20 protein-coding genes are annotated in these 19,116 nt (G+C 42.0%); 10 read left to right on the top strand and 10 right to left on the bottom strand.

What is annotated here, in order from left to right:
- Window positions 1–113 precede the first annotated feature (113 nt).
- Complete coding sequence (def, locus tag F885_RS03780; protein WP_004805557.1) at window positions 114–596, bottom strand: peptide deformylase; 483 nt, start codon at window positions 594–596, stop codon at window positions 114–116.
- Between the two features lie 132 nt (window positions 597–728).
- Here def and F885_RS03785 point away from each other — a divergent pair, with 132 nt between their 5' ends.
- Window positions 729–932: a hypothetical protein gene (locus tag F885_RS03785; RefSeq protein WP_032859723.1), complete on the top strand. Its 204-nt coding sequence runs from the start codon at window positions 729–731 to the stop codon at window positions 930–932.
- Between the two features lie 44 nt (window positions 933–976).
- Here F885_RS03785 and F885_RS03790 read toward each other — a convergent pair whose 3' ends face one another.
- Together F885_RS03790 and F885_RS03795 are read right to left on the bottom strand one after the other, a co-directional pair.
- Entirely contained in the window at window positions 977–1,468 is a 492-nt protein-coding gene (locus tag F885_RS03790; RefSeq protein WP_005321923.1) for a DUF2505 family protein, read from the bottom strand.
- 107 nt (window positions 1,469–1,575) lie between these two features.
- Window positions 1,576–1,866: a hypothetical protein gene (locus tag F885_RS03795; protein ID WP_005321921.1), complete on the bottom strand. Its 291-nt coding sequence runs from the start codon at window positions 1,864–1,866 to the stop codon at window positions 1,576–1,578.
- A gap of 250 nt (window positions 1,867–2,116) precedes the next feature.
- On the opposite strand from F885_RS03795, the gene F885_RS03800 reads away from it, so the two are divergent.
- The 3 genes from F885_RS03800 (at window position 2,117) to F885_RS03810 (ending at window position 4,576) form a co-directional block, all read left to right on the top strand.
- Complete coding sequence (locus F885_RS03800; RefSeq protein ID WP_004805552.1) at window positions 2,117–2,557, top strand: universal stress protein; 441 nt, start codon at window positions 2,117–2,119, stop codon at window positions 2,555–2,557.
- Window positions 2,558–2,819: 262 nt separating this feature from the next.
- Complete coding sequence (locus F885_RS03805) at window positions 2,820–4,061, top strand: OmpP1/FadL family transporter (RefSeq protein WP_005321920.1); 1,242 nt, start codon at window positions 2,820–2,822, stop codon at window positions 4,059–4,061.
- A gap of 146 nt (window positions 4,062–4,207) precedes the next feature.
- Window positions 4,208–4,576 (top strand): hypothetical protein, encoded by a 369-nt coding sequence (locus F885_RS03810; RefSeq protein WP_005321918.1) that lies wholly within the window; start codon window positions 4,208–4,210, stop codon window positions 4,574–4,576.
- A gap of 53 nt (window positions 4,577–4,629) precedes the next feature.
- Here F885_RS03810 and F885_RS03815 read toward each other — a convergent pair whose 3' ends face one another.
- Window positions 4,630–5,793, bottom strand: coding sequence for an alanine racemase (locus F885_RS03815; protein WP_005321916.1), 1,164 nt, complete (start codon window positions 5,791–5,793; stop codon window positions 4,630–4,632).
- On the opposite strand from F885_RS03815, the gene F885_RS0120255 reads away from it, so the two are divergent.
- Entirely contained in the window at window positions 5,792–6,031 is a 240-nt protein-coding gene (locus F885_RS0120255) for a hypothetical protein (protein WP_032859721.1), read from the top strand. The two genes, F885_RS03815 and F885_RS0120255, sit on opposite strands and share 2 nt — an antisense overlap.
- A gap of 6 nt (window positions 6,032–6,037) precedes the next feature.
- Here F885_RS0120255 and F885_RS03820 read toward each other — a convergent pair whose 3' ends face one another.
- Together F885_RS03820 and F885_RS03825 are read right to left on the bottom strand one after the other, a co-directional pair.
- Window positions 6,038–7,324, bottom strand: a complete 1,287-nt coding sequence (locus F885_RS03820) for a D-arabinono-1,4-lactone oxidase (protein ID WP_005321905.1) — start codon at window positions 7,322–7,324, stop codon at window positions 6,038–6,040.
- Window positions 7,321–9,069: a neutral/alkaline non-lysosomal ceramidase N-terminal domain-containing protein gene (locus tag F885_RS03825; protein ID WP_005321902.1), complete on the bottom strand. Its 1,749-nt coding sequence runs from the start codon at window positions 9,067–9,069 to the stop codon at window positions 7,321–7,323. The genes F885_RS03820 and F885_RS03825 overlap by 4 nt, the downstream gene beginning before the upstream one ends.
- 62 nt (window positions 9,070–9,131) lie before the next feature.
- Here F885_RS03825 and F885_RS03830 point away from each other — a divergent pair, with 62 nt between their 5' ends.
- Window positions 9,132–10,226, top strand: a complete 1,095-nt coding sequence (locus F885_RS03830; protein WP_005321900.1) for an AraC family transcriptional regulator — start codon at window positions 9,132–9,134, stop codon at window positions 10,224–10,226.
- Between the two features lie 266 nt (window positions 10,227–10,492).
- Here F885_RS03830 and tauD read toward each other — a convergent pair whose 3' ends face one another.
- The 4 genes from tauD to tauA are packed head-to-tail and all read right to left on the bottom strand — an operon-like array spanning window position 10,493 to window position 14,074.
- Window positions 10,493–11,338 (bottom strand): taurine dioxygenase, encoded by an 846-nt coding sequence (tauD, locus tag F885_RS03835; protein ID WP_005321898.1) that lies wholly within the window; start codon window positions 11,336–11,338, stop codon window positions 10,493–10,495.
- Between the two features lie 16 nt (window positions 11,339–11,354).
- Window positions 11,355–12,236: a taurine ABC transporter permease TauC gene (gene tauC, locus F885_RS03840; RefSeq protein ID WP_005321897.1), complete on the bottom strand. Its 882-nt coding sequence runs from the start codon at window positions 12,234–12,236 to the stop codon at window positions 11,355–11,357.
- Window positions 12,233–13,024 carry a taurine ABC transporter ATP-binding protein gene (locus F885_RS03845; RefSeq protein WP_005321895.1) on the bottom strand — a complete coding sequence of 264 codons (792 nt, stop codon included), beginning with the start codon at window positions 13,022–13,024 and terminating at the stop codon, window positions 12,233–12,235. The genes tauC and F885_RS03845 overlap by 4 nt, the downstream gene beginning before the upstream one ends.
- A gap of 9 nt (window positions 13,025–13,033) precedes the next feature.
- A complete protein-coding gene (gene tauA, locus F885_RS03850) occupies window positions 13,034–14,074 on the bottom strand; it encodes a taurine ABC transporter substrate-binding protein (RefSeq protein ID WP_171068230.1) in 1,041 nt (346 codons plus the stop codon).
- Window positions 14,075–14,479: 405 nt separating this feature from the next.
- Between tauA and F885_RS03855 the strand changes: the two genes are divergently transcribed.
- The 4 genes from F885_RS03855 (at window position 14,480) to F885_RS03870 (ending at window position 19,115) form a co-directional block, all read left to right on the top strand.
- On the top strand, window positions 14,480–14,989 hold the full coding sequence (locus F885_RS03855) for a rhodanese-like domain-containing protein (protein WP_005321889.1): 510 nt from the start codon (window positions 14,480–14,482) through the stop codon (window positions 14,987–14,989).
- 62 nt (window positions 14,990–15,051) lie between these two features.
- On the top strand, window positions 15,052–15,990 hold the full coding sequence (gene epsC, locus F885_RS03860; RefSeq protein WP_004805539.1) for a serine O-acetyltransferase EpsC: 939 nt from the start codon (window positions 15,052–15,054) through the stop codon (window positions 15,988–15,990).
- Window positions 15,991–16,237: 247 nt separating this feature from the next.
- On the top strand, window positions 16,238–17,170 hold the full coding sequence (locus F885_RS03865; protein ID WP_004654714.1) for a family 2A encapsulin nanocompartment shell protein: 933 nt from the start codon (window positions 16,238–16,240) through the stop codon (window positions 17,168–17,170).
- The gene (locus tag F885_RS03870; RefSeq protein WP_005321885.1) at window positions 17,145–19,115 is read left to right on the top strand and encodes a family 2A encapsulin nanocompartment cargo protein cysteine desulfurase; all 1,971 of its coding nucleotides are present in this window, start codon (window positions 17,145–17,147) and stop codon (window positions 19,113–19,115) included. The genes F885_RS03865 and F885_RS03870 overlap by 26 nt, the downstream gene beginning before the upstream one ends.
- The last annotated feature ends 1 nt before the right edge of the window (window position 19,116 follow it).

Below are 19,116 nucleotides of genomic sequence, written 5' to 3'. Positions count from 1 at the left end.
TCATCTAGCCTTTAAATGTTTCAAGTTTTAATTTAAATCAGATCTTATAGTACAGAGAGCGGATCATATTGAGATTATGCTTTTGTAATGATTTTATGAGCTTACATACACAACTAACTCAAACGTTCTACAAATAAAATGCCATCCAAATGGTCCACTTCATGCTGAACAATCCGTGCAGGAAAACCCTCAAAAGCAGTTTCAATCACTTCACCTTGTAAGGTGTAGTAACGTACTTTAATTGCTTGCGCCCGTTCGACCTGCCCACGCTCATCTGGCACACTTAAACAGCCTTCTTCACCTAAACAAGACTCTTGAGAAAATGCCAAAATCTCAGGATTGACCATCACCACGGCATCCATTTCAGGTGCATCGGGATAACGCGGATTCGGACGTGACGCCACAATAATTAAGCGTTTAGAAATATAAACTTGTGGTGCTGCAATCCCAACCCCATTACGCTCCAACATGGTCGCATGCATGGCAGATGCCAATTGCAATAACCACTCACTATTAAATTCCCCGTTTGCGACAGCTGCCGCTTTAATTTTTAAAACTTCTTCACCACGTTGTGCTACAGGTAGAATTACACTCATCCCACGCCCTTATCGTTGTTTTGACCAAATAGTGAATATTATCGTATTGGATATTTTATCGCGTTACCATAATTTTCATTTAAGAATCTTGTCATAATATATTCGCGAAAAAAATAACGCATGGCAAAGCACATGAATGCAACTCAACTGTTTCTAGGTGTCATCTTTAGCTCAATTGGCTTAGGCTATTTTATGTATGGAAAAAAGCAGAAAATGACCGTGCCTTTAGTTTGTGGTTTGGTCTTGATGCTCTTTACCTATTTTATTGATAGCACTGCCATGATCAGTATCATTGGCGTGGTGCTTTCGATTGTTCCCTATTTCCTACGCTTCTAAAACAAAAAAACTCCCCACATGGAGAGCTTTCTTTTCTGCAAAAATTAAAGGTGTTTCTTTAATTCATCTGCAACGATCTCGATTTCAAGTGTGCTGAATTTACGGATTTCGCCTTCTGCATGCTTTTCTAACATGCCACCAATCAACGGCACTTTAACTTTCACTGTCCACGTTAAAGAGATATTCACTTTTTCACTATCACCCGTGACACTGCGCTCACCCTTCGCTTCCAAAGGCAGGTTTGCGCCCAATTCAACTGTCGAGGTTAAGTTTTTCAAATGGGTAATATCAGCACGTTTTAAGCGGAACGCATTTTTTAATAATTTTTTCGCCACCTCTGGAATATTAACATCCAGATTATATTCACGGCGTAAAGTATAAATATCACCCTGAATATTCGATTCGATAATTTCCAAATTTTCACCTGGAATACGCTTACACACTGCTTCATGCAATGAAGTAACCGCGACCAGTCTTGAAAAGTCCTCAATTGAAACACCATGAATTGTTTCATTAACCGTAAATTGATGTGCCATTTTTAAATGTCCATTTCGTTTTATTAGGATTTCATCATTGCGCAAAAGTATAGCATTCTCATTTGCATCTCTAAATCTGATCAGACAAAAATGGATGACTGCTCGGATTAGTTATTTCTATTGTAATGATGCCGTATGCCTAATTTGACCGTGACACGCTCCATACGACTGATATACAGATAATGATCCCCATATTCAATCACCGCATAAAACTGCTCCGCACCATCATCCAAACCTGTAGCTGACCATCTTGTGCCTTGCGGAAACTCATCTAACCAAGCCGCTTTATAAAAGTCTGAAACCGAATCAAAAGTTAGGTAATGCTCTGGATCGGCCATAATTTTAGCCGCCATTTGATCAAATTTTTGTTGTTTAAACGCCTCTAAACTCAGTAACACAAATATTCCTTATTCATTTAAATGCAGCTCAGATTTTGTGCTTCGATCTAAAGTTAATCTTAAGCTGAATTACAAAAATACAGTGATTTTCTTATCGCTCTATTTTGCTAGGGAATTTGCTGTTTTTCTACATTATTTTCAGCTTTATCATATATTTTGTGCTGCTACTGATTTGCTAGACCCATCTCAATATGTTATCAACTTATTATGCTTTATATTTTTTTACAACGATAAACTATAAGGAGTAAACATGTCTTATCAAAATATTTTAGTCCCTGTTGATGACTCTCCAATTTCTTATGCTGCAGTCGAACATGCGCTTTCTCTAGCAAAATTATCAGGGGCAAAAGTGACTATTCTCAGTGTGGTTGCAGTTGATCCATTTGTTGGTGTGGACTTTTACCAAGTGGCTCCTGCGATCACTGATCATTTTATGCAGGCCGAAGCACATGCCAAAACACAGCTTCAAGATATTGCCCAATCTTTTGTACGTGATGGTATTCAGGTGACAACCAAAATTCATCATGGCGTAGCCAGTGAAGGCATTATCTTTGTTGCCGATGAAGTTGGTGCAGACCTGATTGTGATGGGTTCACATGGCCGCACAGGCGTCAAACGTTTATTGCTAGGTAGTGTGGCGCGTGCCGTTTTAACAGAATCACATATTCCCGTGCTGATTGTGAAGCAATAACAGTTTGCTTTAATTGAAAAAACCTTGTGTCTCGATACAAGGTTTTTTTATTTTCTAGAATACCTCGATCTGACCGATTCGCCCCCCATATTGATCATTTACAACCCTGTTCTGCGATTTAAAAAGATGCTTCACTAGCAGTTGGGCATTTATTTTCAAGTCAAAATAGTGAGTTGAATCAGCTGACTATCGCCAGAAAAAATGACCGTCAATAAAAACAGCACGTTTAAGAATAAGACACGGTTTTACAAGGATGATCAATATGAAACTCAATCCAATGGTGATTGGCCTGTGTGGGATATGTATCAGTACATTGAATCACGCAGCAGCACTGGACCAATCAGGACAATCCATTCTCCCTTTTCTGGAAAATGGTAACTATGTTGAAGTCAATGCCACAGCCGTTGATGCTGACATTTCGGGGAAAATCCGTAATCGTCCAGAACTGGTCAATGATCCACAGAACCTGAACTCAGGCAATATGGGCAATAGCTTTCAATATTATAGTGCCGCGCTCAAGCTACAACTGACGGATCGAATCAGCTTTGGCCTGCTCTATGACCAGCCTTTTGGTGCCGATATTACTTATCCGATGCAATCGAATAATACCTTTTCGGACAATGAGTTTACCCAGCAAGGTACATCGGTCAATGTCGATACCGAAAGCATTAGCATGATTTTGGGTGTCAGTCCTTTTAGCAACTTTCAACTCTATGGCGGTGCTGTCTATCAATCGGTGAAAGGTGATGTCGCGCTGCGTGGTAATTCATACAGTGAAGCCTTTAATGGCTATGATGCCGAATTTAAACAGGATCATGCAGTCGGTTGGCTGGCTGGCCTGAGTTATCAAATCCCAGAGATTGCCTTAAAAGCTGCGCTGACCTATCGCTCCAAAATCGACCACAATATGCAAGTGACTGAGACCATGTTCGGTCAGCCTTTGGAAGTGACTACCCCAAGTAAAACCAAAATTTCCACGCCACAATCGGTGAATGTTGATTTTCAAACGGGTGTGTATAAAGACACACTGCTCTATACCAATCTACGTTGGGTCAACTGGAAAGATTTTCATATTCGACCGACGCAATTTGGCGCAGTGACGGAATATCTTACTGGTGTAATCAGCGAAGGAACCTACACAGGTGGTTTTGATTTAGACAGCTACCAAAAGGATCAATGGACGGTCAATGTCGGGCTTGGACATCAGTTTACTGAAAAATGGAGTGCATCCACTGAAGTCAGTTGGGATTCAGGGACAGGTGACCCTGCATCCACATTGAATCCAACCAAAGGCTCTTGGGGTATTGGTCTAGGTGCTCAGTTTAATCCTGCCCCGAACTACTTCATTGCCGCTGGAGTTAAATACTTCTGGTTAGGTGATGTGGTTGCAGAAGACGGCACCTATTACATTCCTGTAGCAGGAATTAAACCTATTGCTGAACAAGCCGATTTTAAAGATAACAGCGCAATCGCTTATGGTTTGAAAATAGGCTATCACTTTTAATCACGACGTCTCATCAAGCCAAATAGGAACATGATCTACTTCTGGTCTGTCTCCTACTTGGCTATTTTCTAGCATTCAATCAGCGGATTAGCTTAGAATCTCAAAGCATTATTTTAATAATGAATGTCATCTCTAGGAAAAATCCAATGAAAAAAATCACTCTTGTCTTTTCAATATTTATATCTAGCTTCGTTTTTCCTTTTACCGCTTTTGCCTATCCGACTGATCCTAAAGAAAGTATGGATATCTTTATTGGCACCTTAACTATTCAGGATAATAAAGCCATTTTAACTCGATGTGATATTGCGCAGAATGAATATGTGTTGAAAGATGCCGACTGGTCTAAGGAAAAGGCCGTATCTGATTTTCTCTCCAAAGCCACAAAACTAAAACAGCCAATTTATGCAGAAGTAATCGCAGCGTATAAAAGCGAAAAAGATATCAACATTCTATTGGTTGATTCCATTGAAAATCTGACTGAAGCGAAAAGCTGTCATTTAGCAGATTTATTTTAAAGCTTAAAATACACGGCAGACTTTTAGATCAAATATTGGTAATCCTAATACCGTTATTCACTAAACGTTTGCCATGTCTCAAAAGTATGTGTGCGATAAAGTTTTAATTGGGAAAACTGAGGAATAATCGCTTCACTCTGGGTTGGTCTTAAAAACACAAAATCATCGACCTGAATATCACAATCCTTCGGTACGTTGACCAATTCTTGATTGCTGCTGCGCCCATATAAAACATGGGTATGAGCCTGTTCAGGATAGACATAATCAGCCAGCCAATAGCCCCCATAAATAAACAGCGCCTTACATTTATGTGGCAATTTGTCCAATAAGGACATAGATGGCAGTTGAGTAAATGGCAATATTTTTAATACAGGCGCAGCAATCCATAACGCAGGTTGTAAGGCTCTTAAAAAATCACTGTCAAAATCACTTGGTTTTAAGAGCATTGAACCAAAGGACAAATCATTGCAAACACTTTCAGTGGTATGAAAACTAAAGGTTGGGCTGCCGCCACCATTAAAACACAGCGCATCATGCCACAACGTTGGGAACTGTTTTTGAATTAATTGTTTATAACGGGCATAGGTCTGCTGTGAGCTTTGATAAGCCAATTCAGGTTTTTTAATGATGGCTGGGATTTTGGTGACATGTGCATCATAGCCCATTAAACCAGAAAGTTTTAAATACTGCGGATACTGTTGAATCAACTTTAAGATTTCAGTCAGTTGTTGTGTCGACTGTACCCCACCACGATGTAAGCCAACATCAATTTCAATATTCACATCCAAACACAGAGAATAGAGCTGGGCAATCTCGAGATACTGCTGTAAGCGTTGCTTGGTATCAATCAGCCATTGAATTTTGGCATTCGACCATTCCGAATGCTGCTCAAAAAACTGATGCACTGCTTGAGCAGGCATCGGTTTACCCAACAAAATATCGGCTTCGGCAAAATTTTCTAAGATCGAAATAATATGCGGTTGATGAAATACCATAAAGCGTTGCGTATTAAGTTGTTCAGATAACAACTTAAGTAAATCTAGACTTGCTAATGATTTCACGACCAAGCGTGCTTTTAAATGTTTGGCATGAGCAAGACGAATCTGAACATGCTGAATATTTTGTGTTAACGCTGCTTCATCGATAATCAGTTGCGGAATCGCAATCCCCTGCTTTTTTAGGTCGAGATTGAGTTGTTTAAAATAATGATCCAACATGGCTATACCTTTTTTATTTAATTGTGATTCTAAAAAACCATCTTATACGAGGGAATGTCATCTACAACCTGAGCAAGCCAAAGCGACTAAAGCTTTGAGTGCAAGAAGTTTAAATACATCTTACCAAGCTTCAAACGCTTCTCAGGGTGAAACCAAAGTAATTCCAGCTGAAAGCTTAACCCTTAATTGGATGAGAACTCGACATGACTCCGTTAAGCACTTTCAGCTTATAAAATAACTCTATTTAACCTAAAAACAGCTTTTCCAGATAGGGATTTAAAAACTTGGCTTCTGGGTCCAACTGCTGGCGCAACGCCATAAAATCATCCCACTTTGGATATAAAGCCCGAAGCTGTGTGCTGGTCATATGATGCATTTTACCCCAATGCGGACGCCCTCGATATTTCTGCAAAATCGGCTCAACCACATCAAAAATCAACTTCGGGTCTTGCTTATGATATTGATGCACTGAAATCGAAATGGAGTCCTGCTGATAAAACGGACTAAGCCAAATATCATCACCCTTCACAAAGCGAAATTCGAGCGGAAAAAAGGTGGCCACTTTATACTTTCTTAAGGCATGCAATATTTCATCCAAACACTCAATTCCACGATCAACAGGAATCTGATACTCCATTTCATTGAATTTGGTATTACGCGGCGTTGGAAATATCTTGCTCGACCAATCAACATAGGTGGTCGGTTTGACAAAGATGCCTAATAGCTTCTGTAAATAAGGATTCAGCGAAGGAAAGTTTTTGGTCAGTTCTGAACACAAAGTCAGCAAGGTATCATCCGATGGAAAATTTTCCTTCCGCGGCAAAACCGCTTCATCAGTCTCATCCAAAGTTTTTAGCATCAACTGCTTTTCATGGGAAAACACAAAGCACTCAATATGTCGATGCTGCTGCTTCCATTGCTGAATATGCTGCATCATGTCTTCTACCGGACACAGTTGAATATGCTCTTTCAGCTTATAGCGAGGGCGATTCTGCATGGTGATCTGAGTCAGGATACCCAAGCTTCCCAAAGACACCCGTCCTGCGGCAAAGATTTCAGGATATTCTGTGCGGCTACATTTCAGGATTTCACCAGAAGCCGTCAATAACTCAAAAGCTTCAACATAGGCCGAAATACAATGTAAATCTGCTCCTGTCCCATGTGTGCCTGTGGAGACAGCCCCCGCTAGACTTTGCTGATCAATATCGCCCTGATTCATCAAAGCCTGATTGATCGATTGCTGTAGCAGATGTTGATCTAGGTCATATAAACGTGTACCCGCATAAATGCTGCTCTGACATCGTTCAAGATCTGTCGATGCAATGCCTGCAATATGATCCAAAGACAATAAGGTGGCATCAGTACAGACCAAGGGCGTAAATGAATGTCCTGCACCGACTACCCGTATTTTTTGTTGCGCTTTAACAATGGACTGTAGTTCTTGCACATTGGCTGGTTGTAAAACCTGTTGCGGCATAGATTTTTGGAAGCCTGACCAGTTCGTCCAGATGCCTTGTGTTAAATCACTCATACTGCCTCTCCTTGGCTAACGGCAGTTTTTAAATTGCCATGATTGCTGCGTTTTGCGAGTTCCTGTGCTGGAATCGGTTGTGGTCGTGTCATTTCATCGTAATGACGTTTATTTTTCTCTAATAACAATTGTTCAGCTAAACCTTTGAATTTGCTCTGACAGGCAGCTAGCGTCCATTGACCAAATAAGGTATGTCCACCTTCATAGGCTTGCGCTTGATATTCTTCATAGGTGGTGACATAACCCATATAATCATTGCAGTAGGATGCTAACCAAACCCTTTCAACCGAAGCCTGTGCGGCAAGCGTCTGTTTAACCGTATCAATGACACGCTGCCCTGCAATAGTGGTAAATTCTCCTGGACAGCAAATCAAAGCCAATCGACCTAATCGCAGAATCTGTAAGGGAACCACGCTTGGAACTAAAGGACTGTGCTGAATCGCTCCCGCTTTCACTTGTCGGTTCATTTCTGCAATCAACGGATCAAGCATACTCGGTGGAAAACCAATCGGCTGACCTAAAATCTTTTTGGCACCTGCTTCCAGTAAAATCTGTTTCGGCCCTTGAGAGGCATACAACTGCTGATAGTCTGCAAAATCAGCAGCTTTTGGGTGCTTGGTTTTTTGTTTGCGAAATTGATCCGCTAAAAATTGCATCCCCATAATTAAGGGTTTGGGCGCCCCTAAGCCATCGACAGGCGTACCTGCAAAAAATGCGGTACCGTGACAAGGCTGACTGGTCTTGGCATGCTTTTGCCCCGCTGCGAACTCATCTGGAATTTCAATATTACTCAGGTCTACATAGGACAAAACCGCATCGATCTTGCCTTCGACTTTATGTAAATTTTTAGGAATATTTGACTGTAAAGCCGTCAAAGCCAGTTCACTTTGATATCGCCCGTTTTGTTGCGCGTATTGATATTCCTGCTCGCCTTTAATCTTATTGCGAATCTTGAGCTGATCTTTGCCATGAAAATGCGGTGATACATCTCCCGCAGTTGCTTGTGCAAAAATCGTGACTGGATTTTGAATCCCTTGCTCAATTAAAGCCTGCTCAGAGAATGCGGCTGCATAGCCTTTATTATCGCCATCATAGGCGTTTAAGGAATTTCCTAAACAGGTTGCATGTACCCCAAATAAGGAAATAAAGGACTGCAGTTTTTGCTCACGATAGAAACCAATCAACTGCATTTCTCGGTTCAAGGCTAAATGCGTTTCCGCTTCGGTACGTGGCTGAACTTCTGGATTACGATTATAGGCTTTAATTGAACGATTCCATGCGACAGCGGTACGCTCTGGAAAATGTTGAGTCTCCAAGAAAATCTCGGTGTCTTGTTCAGATGCAATCGCATTTTGAATACTCAGTACAATCGCCTCAACAATGGCAGTTAAATGTTCAGGCACAAAACCAGGGGTTGGCATATTGTATAAAGCTTCATAGCCACAACCACCAGGGCCAGAATGGGTATGGGTTGCCATGAGGACCAATTGATTTTCATCAAATGGTGAATCTAGAATTTGTGTGAGTCGCGCTATTGTTTGGCTGCGTATGGCATGGGTAATACAACCTACGTCCAGACAACAGATCAGGAGTCGGTTATGTTGCTGATCGACAATACTCACGCAACGTGCAAATAAAGCTGTGCGCTGTTCATAGGCTCGATGTGACCATTGCCCATAACCAAACATGGCATAGCCTTTCGGTGTAATTTTGATTTGCTGCTTGTCCCAACCCACCTGATACATCACGACTTCCTTTCAATTCTTTTTCTAACTGTATTAAAGCATGTTGAAAGTTAATCAAAATTATGCGATACCCAACAGGGTTAAAGACACTTTTCTTTGGGGGGCAAAACGGACTTATGCCTATACGCAGCAACTGTAAAAATGAACAACAGCAATTTATTCCACCCACCATTCTGGCGAGCCTAATCCATTATGCAGAGCAGCAACAGTGGGATTATGCTGTATGGTTTCAGAATTCAGGTTTAGACATTGCACAAATACAGCAAACCCAAGCTGTGGTTCGTTTTAGCCAACTCTGTGATGTGGTTCGTCAAGCCATGACCACCTATCAACAACCGAACCTAGGCTTAAAGCTTGGCAGTAGCGAAGGTCTGATTTCGATGGGGATTTTGGGCTTTGCCATGCAATCCTGTAAAACGGTTGCAGATGCTTTAGACATTGCGCTGCGCTACCATCGGATTTCGGGCAGTGTCTTAAATATCGACTTTTCCATCCATGCTGATTTTTGTGAATTGGAAGTCACTGAACCCTATCCCTGTAATGAACTGAAAGCCTTTTTCTATGATGAATTATTTAGCAGCATCATCACCTGTTTAAACGCCATGTTGGGCGATCATGATGATGTGGTGAATCTTGAGCTCAGCTATTTAGCAAACGAATATCAACAACAATATAACGAACTCTTTGGCTGCCCAATCCAATTTAACCGTGATAGAAATATCATGCGTTTTAGTAGCAGTCTGTTGCAACGCAGCTTAAAAAATTATAGTCCAGCCAACTATGCAACTGCACTACACATCTGTGAACAAGCCCTAAAAGAAATAGACCAGCTCAACCAAGTGGGTTATGTGCATCTACTCGATCATTTGATTGAACAGCATTTACCTGAACGCTTTGAGATGCAACAAGCTGCTGAACAATTACGGATCAGCGAACGCCATTTAAGACGACAATTGTTATCAGAAGGTCTGAGCTTTCAACAAATTCGGCAAAATGTGTTGGAGCGTAAAGCCAAGCAACTTATTGAACAGAACCTGTCTATGAGTGAGATTAGCCTGCAATTGGGTTTTAGCGAATTACGTGAATTCCGACGCGCCTTTAAACGTTGGACCGGACAAGCGCCTTCGGTCTATAAACAAGAGACTCACCTTACTTAAATGATTATTTCGTAATGCCTACTCATATAAAATGAACATATCTCAGAAATTACTGGTGCTACAGGTCATCCACAACCTGCGTGAGATTAATCAAATGCCATTTCTGCGATTAATTTAAAGAGATGCCGAAAGAAGACAGGTTTTGTGGATGACAATGGTTTTGGTTACTTTTGCCGAAACAAAAGTAACTCCAGCTGAAGGCTTATCTAAAAATAAGATGAGATCTCTATAAGATTCCACCGAAGCAAAAAAATTAAAACTAAATTTTAACTCGCTGCTTGATAAAACGGTACATCACCATTAATCGTGGCACGATGCATAATCCGATGCGCATCACCATAATCAAATAACGCCTTATGCTGTGTACAACGATTATCCCAAATCGCCACATCACCCGCTTGCCACTGCCAACGTAAATGAAACTGTTCATTGGTTGCATGCGCAAATAAATACTGTAGCAATTCAGCACTTTCAGTCTTATCCAGTTCATTAATACGTGTGGTAAATCCTTCACTCACAAACAAAATTGGCTGACCCGTTACCGGATGCGTTCTCACCACAGGATGAACAACAGGTGGATTACGCTTAAAGGTTTCTTCCAGTTTTTTACGCTCAACATCGTTATGCGCAAAACGTTCAATCGGGAAAGACTGACGAATATCATGCGTTGCGGTTAAGCCTTTTAACTTTTGCTGCAAACCTTGATCCAATGCAGCAAATGCAGCTGCGCCACTCGACCAAAGCGTATCACCACCGACAGGTGGAATCTTGATGGCTTGTAATACACAACCCAATGGCGGTTTCTGACTGAAAGTCACATCGGTGTGCCAAAGCTCATTGTCACGTAAGTCTTGTTTCCAGCTATCCAATACAATGATTTCAGGCACATTATCAATAGATGGATAGATCGGATGGATGTGCAAAGAACCAAAACCACGCGCAAGCTCAGCTTGTGCCTGAGGTGCAAGCTGCTGGTTGCGGAAGAAAATCACATGATGATCCAGCAAAGCCTGTTGAATTTGTTGCGTAGTATTTTCATCAGCCGTGTTTAAGTCAACATCGTGAATAATTGCACCGATTGTTGGTTTAATAACTTCAATATTTAAGGTCATCTTCTACTACTCACACTTATAACTGTTGGCCATACCAAGGAGATAATTGCTTCTGTAACCAACGCAAAAACAATTCAAAACTAACGGCGACAATCGCAATCACAATAATGCCCAGAACTACTGTATCGGTGATCAGGAACTGTGCCGCAGACTGCACCATAAAACCGATACCGCGATCTGCTGCGACTAATTCCGAAGCCACTAGAGTCGACCAGCCCACACCTAAACCAATACGAACACCCGTTAAAATATGCGGTAAGGCCGTCGGCAGAATCACATGCCAAAACACTTGTGATTGGCTTGCCCCTAAAGATAAGGCAGCACGTTCACGATTGAGCTGATGGCTCAGCACACCATGGGTACTACTGATAATCACAGGTGCAAGGATCGAAAAGAAAATCAAAAGGACTTTGGTGGTTTCACCGATCCCGAACCAGATCACCAATAGTGGCAAATAAGCCAAAGGTGGAATCGGACGCAATAACTCAACCAATGGATCAAGCACGGCACGAACCCACTTATTCAGCCCCATCCATAAACCTAAAGGTACACCAATCGCAATCGCAGCAACCAAGGCCAATAAGACACGAGAAATACTCGCGGCCAAATGCTGCCACAAGGTGGCTTTCATAAAACCTTGCTGACTGACCTCAAGAAACTTCTGCCATACCGCTTGAGGGCTCGGCAAAAATAGACTTGGGACAATTTTTAATGCCGTGATCAAATACCAAATCACTAATACGCTCAAGACACTGGTAAGACTGAGCGCTAAACTGCGATGACGAATAAAAAAAGCCCCAATTGCACTAAAAACCGAACCTGACTGTGCTTGATTCGTCGATTGCAGTTCCTCGGCCTTGCTCACCTCATAGGCTGTATTTTTTGCTTGCCCCGTCATACAGCCACCTCATGCCCTGCTTGTTTCTGCACACGTAGGCGTTCAAACAATTGCTCACGTAATTGAATAAATTTTGGATCCGATTTAATCGCACGAATCGATTCGCCTTGCTTATAACGCTCTGCAAAATCCAGTTTTAAAGTTTCGACAATCTTACCTGGACGAGCCGTCATCAACACCAATTGATTACTCAGCAATAGTGCTTCTTCAATGTCATGTGTGATCAGGAAGAAGGATTTATTTTGTTCAATCCATAAGTCCAGCACCAACTGCTGCATGGTTTCACGAGTAAAAGCATCAAGCGCAGCAAAAGGCTCATCCAGTAAAATGAATGCAGCATGGCTGATCAAAGCACGAGCAATCCCAACCCGTTGTTTCATGCCACCTGACAATTCCCAAATATTGGCTTTAGCCACATGACTCAAGCCGACAATTTTAAGAATTGCATCGACTTGCTGTTGAATTTCTTGCTCTTTTAAACCTTTGAGCTGCAAAGCAAAACCGATATTTTCAGAGACATTTAACCAAGGTAATAGCGCATGATCCTGAAATACCACCGCACGGCGTGCATCTGGCGCAGTCACCACTTCATGATCCAGTGTAATCTGCCCCGAACTTGGCTTTTGAAAACCCGCCAAAATATTCAGTAATGTTGTTTTACCACAACCAGACTCCCCCAAAACCACAGTCAAAGTGCCCTCTTCAATCTTCAGATTGATATCTTGCAATACAGGCACGGTCTGTTTTGGAAAGGTTAAATGAAGATGCTCGGCAGCTAATACGCTCATTTAGATCTCCTATGGCTGTAAGAATTGGGTGGTGACATTACCTTGATAATCAGGTTTTACTTGATCCACCTTGCCTTGGCTTTTGAGGAAGGTTGCTGTGTCGAAAATATTTTTGGCGAACTCACCCGCTAAAGTCGCGTGTTGTTGCTGACCATTCAGATAAATATTGCCTGACAACAGTAAAGGAATATCTTTCACATCAGAGCCTGTCAGCTGAGCAATTTTCTGGATATTGTCCGCATTTTGTTCAAATGCTTTTGGATCCTGCTGATACGCTTCAACTTGTTTCAAGCTGGTTTTTACGAATGCTTTTAAGAACTCAGGATTTTTTTCAGCGAAATCATTACGAACCACCCATAAATCATAGGTTGGTGCGCCCCACTCGCTGACTTGTTTCGAGTCTGTTAATACATGACCACTGGCTTTGACTTTACTTAATGCTGGTTCCCAAACATAAGTTGCATCGATATCACCACGCTCCCAAGCTGCTGTGATTTCTGGTGGACGTAAGTTAATAATCTTGACTTGATTATCCGCAATATTCCAATGCTTGAGCGCTGACAATAAGCTGTAATGCGTAGTTGAAACAAATGGTACGGCAATGGTTTTGCCAATCAAATCTTGCGGATTTTGAATACCTGATTTATTACTCACCACCAATGCCTCTGAACCACCTAATTTAGCCGTCACCAGAAAGACTTCAATCGGTAAATCACGGCTTGCAGCAGCAGCCAGAGGACTAGAACCAATATTGCCGATCACCACATCACCCGAAGCCAATGCATTAACCACATCTGAACCTGCATCAAATTTGCGCCATTGAATTGCTTGATTACTATCACGTTCATAATCACCATTGGCTTGTGCAACCTTGGTTGGATCCACTCCAGTTTGATAGGCAATCACCACTGCCTTGTTGTTTTTAGACTGAATAGGTGCAGCATCTTTTTGATTTTGATAGACAATAAAAGCAACAATCGCCACAAGGACGATCGCTGTAACAATTAGCGGCTTAGAGTTCTTGATGCCCATAATTAGATGATCTTTCAACAATATAGGTTTATGGTATGCGGCATTCTTTATGATTAAAAATAAGAAAAAGTGAGTTGCTTATTCCTTTATGAGATAAGAATAAGACTTAGGCAATTTTTGCTGCTTTTATATTCAATTGGTTTGTTTTTAGTGTTGTTTCATTTAATTTCCTAATGAAGCCTTTTAAATATTTATCCTTCTGTTTAATTGAAAAGTAAAATATTTAATCCTGATAATTTCATCTTTAAATTAAATAAGCATTTCCATTTTAAAATATAGCTCCAAACTATATTCCGAATAAGTTAATAAAAACCTATTATTTATCAAAAATAGATATATAAATAAATTTTGCTTATTTTCCTGAATATAAAAACAGTCCTAAGATAAAAACATCATCCCGCTGATGTAAGAAAGGTTATAAAAATGAATGCTCAATTTGATTCTACTGATATAGCAGAATCGACATCTACGATTCACGGTTTACCAAACAATCCACAAGATATCTTGGCGCGTGCGCAACATTATGCTGAAGAAAATGAACTCGATTTCACTGGCAGCGTACCCCCACCTGAAGCTTGGTATTTGGTTGAACAAGGTCTTGCGGTATTGGTCGATGTACGTACCAATGAAGAACGAAAATTTGTCGGCTATGTCCCTGAAAGTATCCACGTTGCATGGGCAACGGGCACATCATTTAACCGAAATCCACGCTTTCTAAAAGAACTGGATAGCAAAGTTGGCAAAGACAAAACCATTCTGCTGCTCTGCCGTAGTGGTAAACGCTCTGCTTTAGCAGCTGCAGCAGCATTTAGTGCTGGTTTTGCCCAAGTTTATAACGTGCAAGAAGGCTTTGAAGGTGATTTAAACGAGCAACAACAACGTAATCAAAGCAATGGCTGGCGTACACATCAGTTACCTTGGTTACAAGACTAATGCTGCTTTTTTAAGCAATTATTTTACGATTTATTTAAGATCTCGTTTTGCAAGGAACTCGCGTGAGTCAATGGAAAATACAGCCTGTCGTCGAAGGCCTACAACAAGCACGACATGAATGGAGAGAGCGTCAACATCGCATCAAAGAATTTGGTGGGCGTGAACTCCCATCTAAGGATGCGCTGAAGTCAATTTTAGATGATCTGTGTGGGATCTTATTTCCAATGCGACTTGGGCCGAGCGATCTACGCCAAGAAACTGAGGATTACTATATTGCCTATACCCTTGACCGTGTCTTGAATGAACTGTTTGCACAGGTCAAGTTGGCTTTAAATTACGAAGCCAAAAGTCGAGTCAAACCGATCCCTGTTTCTAGCAATGAACGTCTGCTGTATGAACAGCAAGTCGCTTTGGCCCAAACCATCGTACAGGATTTTGCCAATACCTTGCCTGACATTCGCCGCTTATTGGATGCAGATGTCTGTGCTGCATATGAAGGTGATCCCGCAGCGCATAGCGTCGATGAAGTCCTCCTCTGCTATCCAGGTATTTTAGCGATTATTCATCATCGGGTAGCACATCAGCTCTATCACAGTGTACCGCTGCTCTCACGGATTATTTCTGAATTAGCTCATTCTGCAACGGGTATTGATATTCATCCGGGTGCGCAAATTGGGAAAGGCTTCTTTATCGATCACGGCACAGGTGTGGTGATTGGAGAAACCTCCGTGATTGGTGAATATGTGCGTATCTATCAAGCAGTGACGCTCGGTGCAAAACGGTTCGAACTGAATGAAGACGGTGCACTGAAAAAAGATTATGCCCGTCATCCGATCGTGGAGGACCATGTGGTGATTTATGCAGGTGCAACAATTTTAGGCTGTATCACCATCGGTAAAGGGTCAATTATTGGCGGCAATGTGTGGCTTACCCATAGTGTTGCAGCAGGCAGTCAGATTCTACAGTCACCAAGTGAGTCATTACACAATAGTAAAGTTTAATTTAATGAGGTATTTAACCAAGTAAATAAAAAGGCGTAAGAATAAATAACGTATATTCAATACTTATATTTATTTTTCACAATTATATTCTTATGAGTAATAAGCAGATAATTCACGATTATTTATCTCATAATAATATTTTTAAAAAAACTAAATAGCCTCTAGTCTAACGAAATAAATCATTAAATATTATTGCAATAAAACCAATTTTTATTAACAAAGCCAAAGACAACAGGAAAACTTATTCATGGCAAAAACCACAGATAAAGTCCAACTTGCGCTTGGAGATCATGCAGCTAGACAGCTTGCCAATGCCACCAAGACCGTTCCACAACTTTCGACCATTACCCCACGTTGGCTCACACATTTATTGCAATGGATTCCGGTTGAAGCAGGTATTTATCGCGTTAACCGTGTCAGCAACACCGATGATATTCAAGTGGCCTGTACACAACGTGATGAAGCGACTTTGCCGCAAACCTTTGTTGATTATGATGCGCAACCACGTGAATATTTCTTAAATGGTGTGTCTACCGTCTTAGATATTCATACTCGCGTTGCCGATCTTTACAGCAGCCCACATGATCAAATCAAAGAACAATTACGCTTAACCATTGAAACCATTAAAGAGCGTCAAGAAAGTGAGCTGATCAATAATCCTGAATATGGTTTATTGGCCAGTGTCGCAGATGAACAGCGTATCTCAACTTTAAATGGCCCGCCAACACCAGATGACTTTGATGATTTACTCCGTAAAGTCTGGAAAGAACCCGGTTTCTTCCTGGCACATCCAGATGCCATTGCTGCATTCGGCCGTGAATGTACCCGTCGTGGCGTACCACCACCAACGGTCAGTTTATTCGGTTCACAGTTCATCACATGGCGTGGTGTGCCACTGATTCCATCGAATAAAATTCCCGTGGAAGATGGTAAAACCAAAATCTTGTTACTGCGTGTGGGTGAAAAACGCCAAGGTGTGGTGGGCTTATTCCAACCGGGCTTGGCAGGTGAGCAATCTCCTGGCCTTTCTGTACGCTTCATGGGCATCAACCGCAATGCGATTGCGTCTTATCTGATCTCACTGTACTGCTCATTGGCGGTATTGACAGAGGATGCGTTGGCTGTGCTCGAAGATGTGGAGGTGGACAAATATCATGACTACCCAGTTAACTACAAGTAAGCTATCTTCTACAGGTACTGGGCAAGGTGGTCCAACGGGTTCTGAAGTGGTCGGTGTTAGTCCACCGTCCAACTTCCCAGATGAAGCAACACTTTCAAAACTCGCCTCTGAATTTTTTGCTGCGCTGCCAAGCTCAGGCAGTGGTCACCCTTCTGGTTTGAATTTGGACTTGCCCAATGTCGGTACACCGCCACATCAACCTCAGCCTGCTGAACCTTTAGCAGCGTTAAGTGGACGTGCGCCCAATATTGCCTATGAAAAAAGTTTGAATCCTGAATATCCTGAGCATATTCCAAACTATCCCGATTATCCTGAACGTCGTGCGATTGCTTCTGCGCCAGTGGTTGGTGGAGCGAACTTACCTCGCCCACCAATTGAACCAAATTTTCCACAAGCGATTCATAGCTCACCGAATGTGCCTTTGGTTGAACCTTCTCGCCCATCAGCAAGCGAAGCTTCACCATTTTATTTTTTAAATGATTTTGCAGCACCCAGCACATCAAGTTCTGAATTTGATGCTGCCAGTTTTGCGACTGCACAATCATTTCAATTACCACATGGCGATGCGCTAAAAAGCTTGTTGCAGCAAGATCAGCCAAGCTCAGCCCAACCCAAAAGCCCCGCCTCTACAGGTTTCTATTTTTTAGATTTGCCACAAAGCAACACGGGTTATGGTAATTATCAGCCTTCTCAACCACAGTTTGTAGCCAACGCAGCACAACCTTTGGATATTCAAGCAATCCGTCGTGATTTTCCCATTCTGCAAGAACGCGTCAATGGTCGACCTCTGGTCTGGTTTGATAATGCAGCGACCACGCAAAAACCACAAAGCGTGATTGATCGTATTGCCTATTTTTATCAGCACGAAAATTCCAATATTCATCGTGCCGCACATGAACTGGCAGCACGTGCAACCGATGCGTATGAACATGCGCGTAATGTAGTAGCTCGTTTTATTGGAGCAAAATCATCCAAGGAAATCATTTTTGTACGTGGTACCACTGAAGGTATTAACCTGATTGCCAAGACCTGGGGTGAGCAGAATATTGGTGAAGGCGATGAGATCATCGTGTCTCATCTTGAGCATCACGCCAACATCGTACCGTGGTTCCAGCTCACCAAAAAAGTTGGCGCCAAACTCCGTGTCATTCCTGTGGATGATACGGGTCAAATCATTTTGGAAGAACTGCCAAAACTGATCAATGAACGGACTAAACTGATCTCAATTACCCAAGTATCCAACGCCTTAGGTACGGTAACACCTGTCGCTGAGGTGATCAAAATCGCGCATGCCAAAGGTGTGCGGGTCTTGGTCGATGGTGCTCAATCGGTTTCACATATGCCAACCGATGTCCAAGCGATTGATGCCGACTTCTTTGTATTCTCAGGACATAAAGTCTTTGGGCCAACAGGGATTGGCGCAGTCTATGCCAAGCCTGAAATTCTGGAAACCATGCCTGTGTGGGAAGGCGGCGGTAATATGATTCAGGATGTGAGCTTTGAACAAGTGGTTTACCAACCTGCTCCCAATAAGTTTGAAGCAGGTACGGGTAATATTGCCGATGCCGTGGGTCTTGGTGCTGCATTGGAATATGTGGAACGCCTTGGTATTCATAATATTGCCCGCTATGAACATGACTTACTGGAATATGGCCAGCATGCATTGAGTACGGTTTCAGGTTTAAGACCAATTGGTACGGCAAGAAACAAAGCCAGCGTGATGTCTTTTACACTTGAAGGTTATTCGACTGAGCAAGTAGGTAAAGCACTGAATCAACATGGCATTGCAGTTCGTTCAGGGCATCATTGCGCTCAACCGATCTTGCGTCGTTTTGGTGTAGAACAAACTGTGCGCCCTTCTTTGGCATTTTACAACACCACGGAAGAAATTGATTTGCTGGTGTCGGTATTACATCAACTGACCAGAAACAAACGCAGTGCCTAAC

Source organism: Acinetobacter higginsii (genome assembly GCF_000369845.1).
GTDB lineage: Bacteria > Pseudomonadota > Gammaproteobacteria > Pseudomonadales > Moraxellaceae > Acinetobacter > Acinetobacter higginsii.
This window is presented reverse-complemented; position numbering and strand designations above follow the sequence as displayed.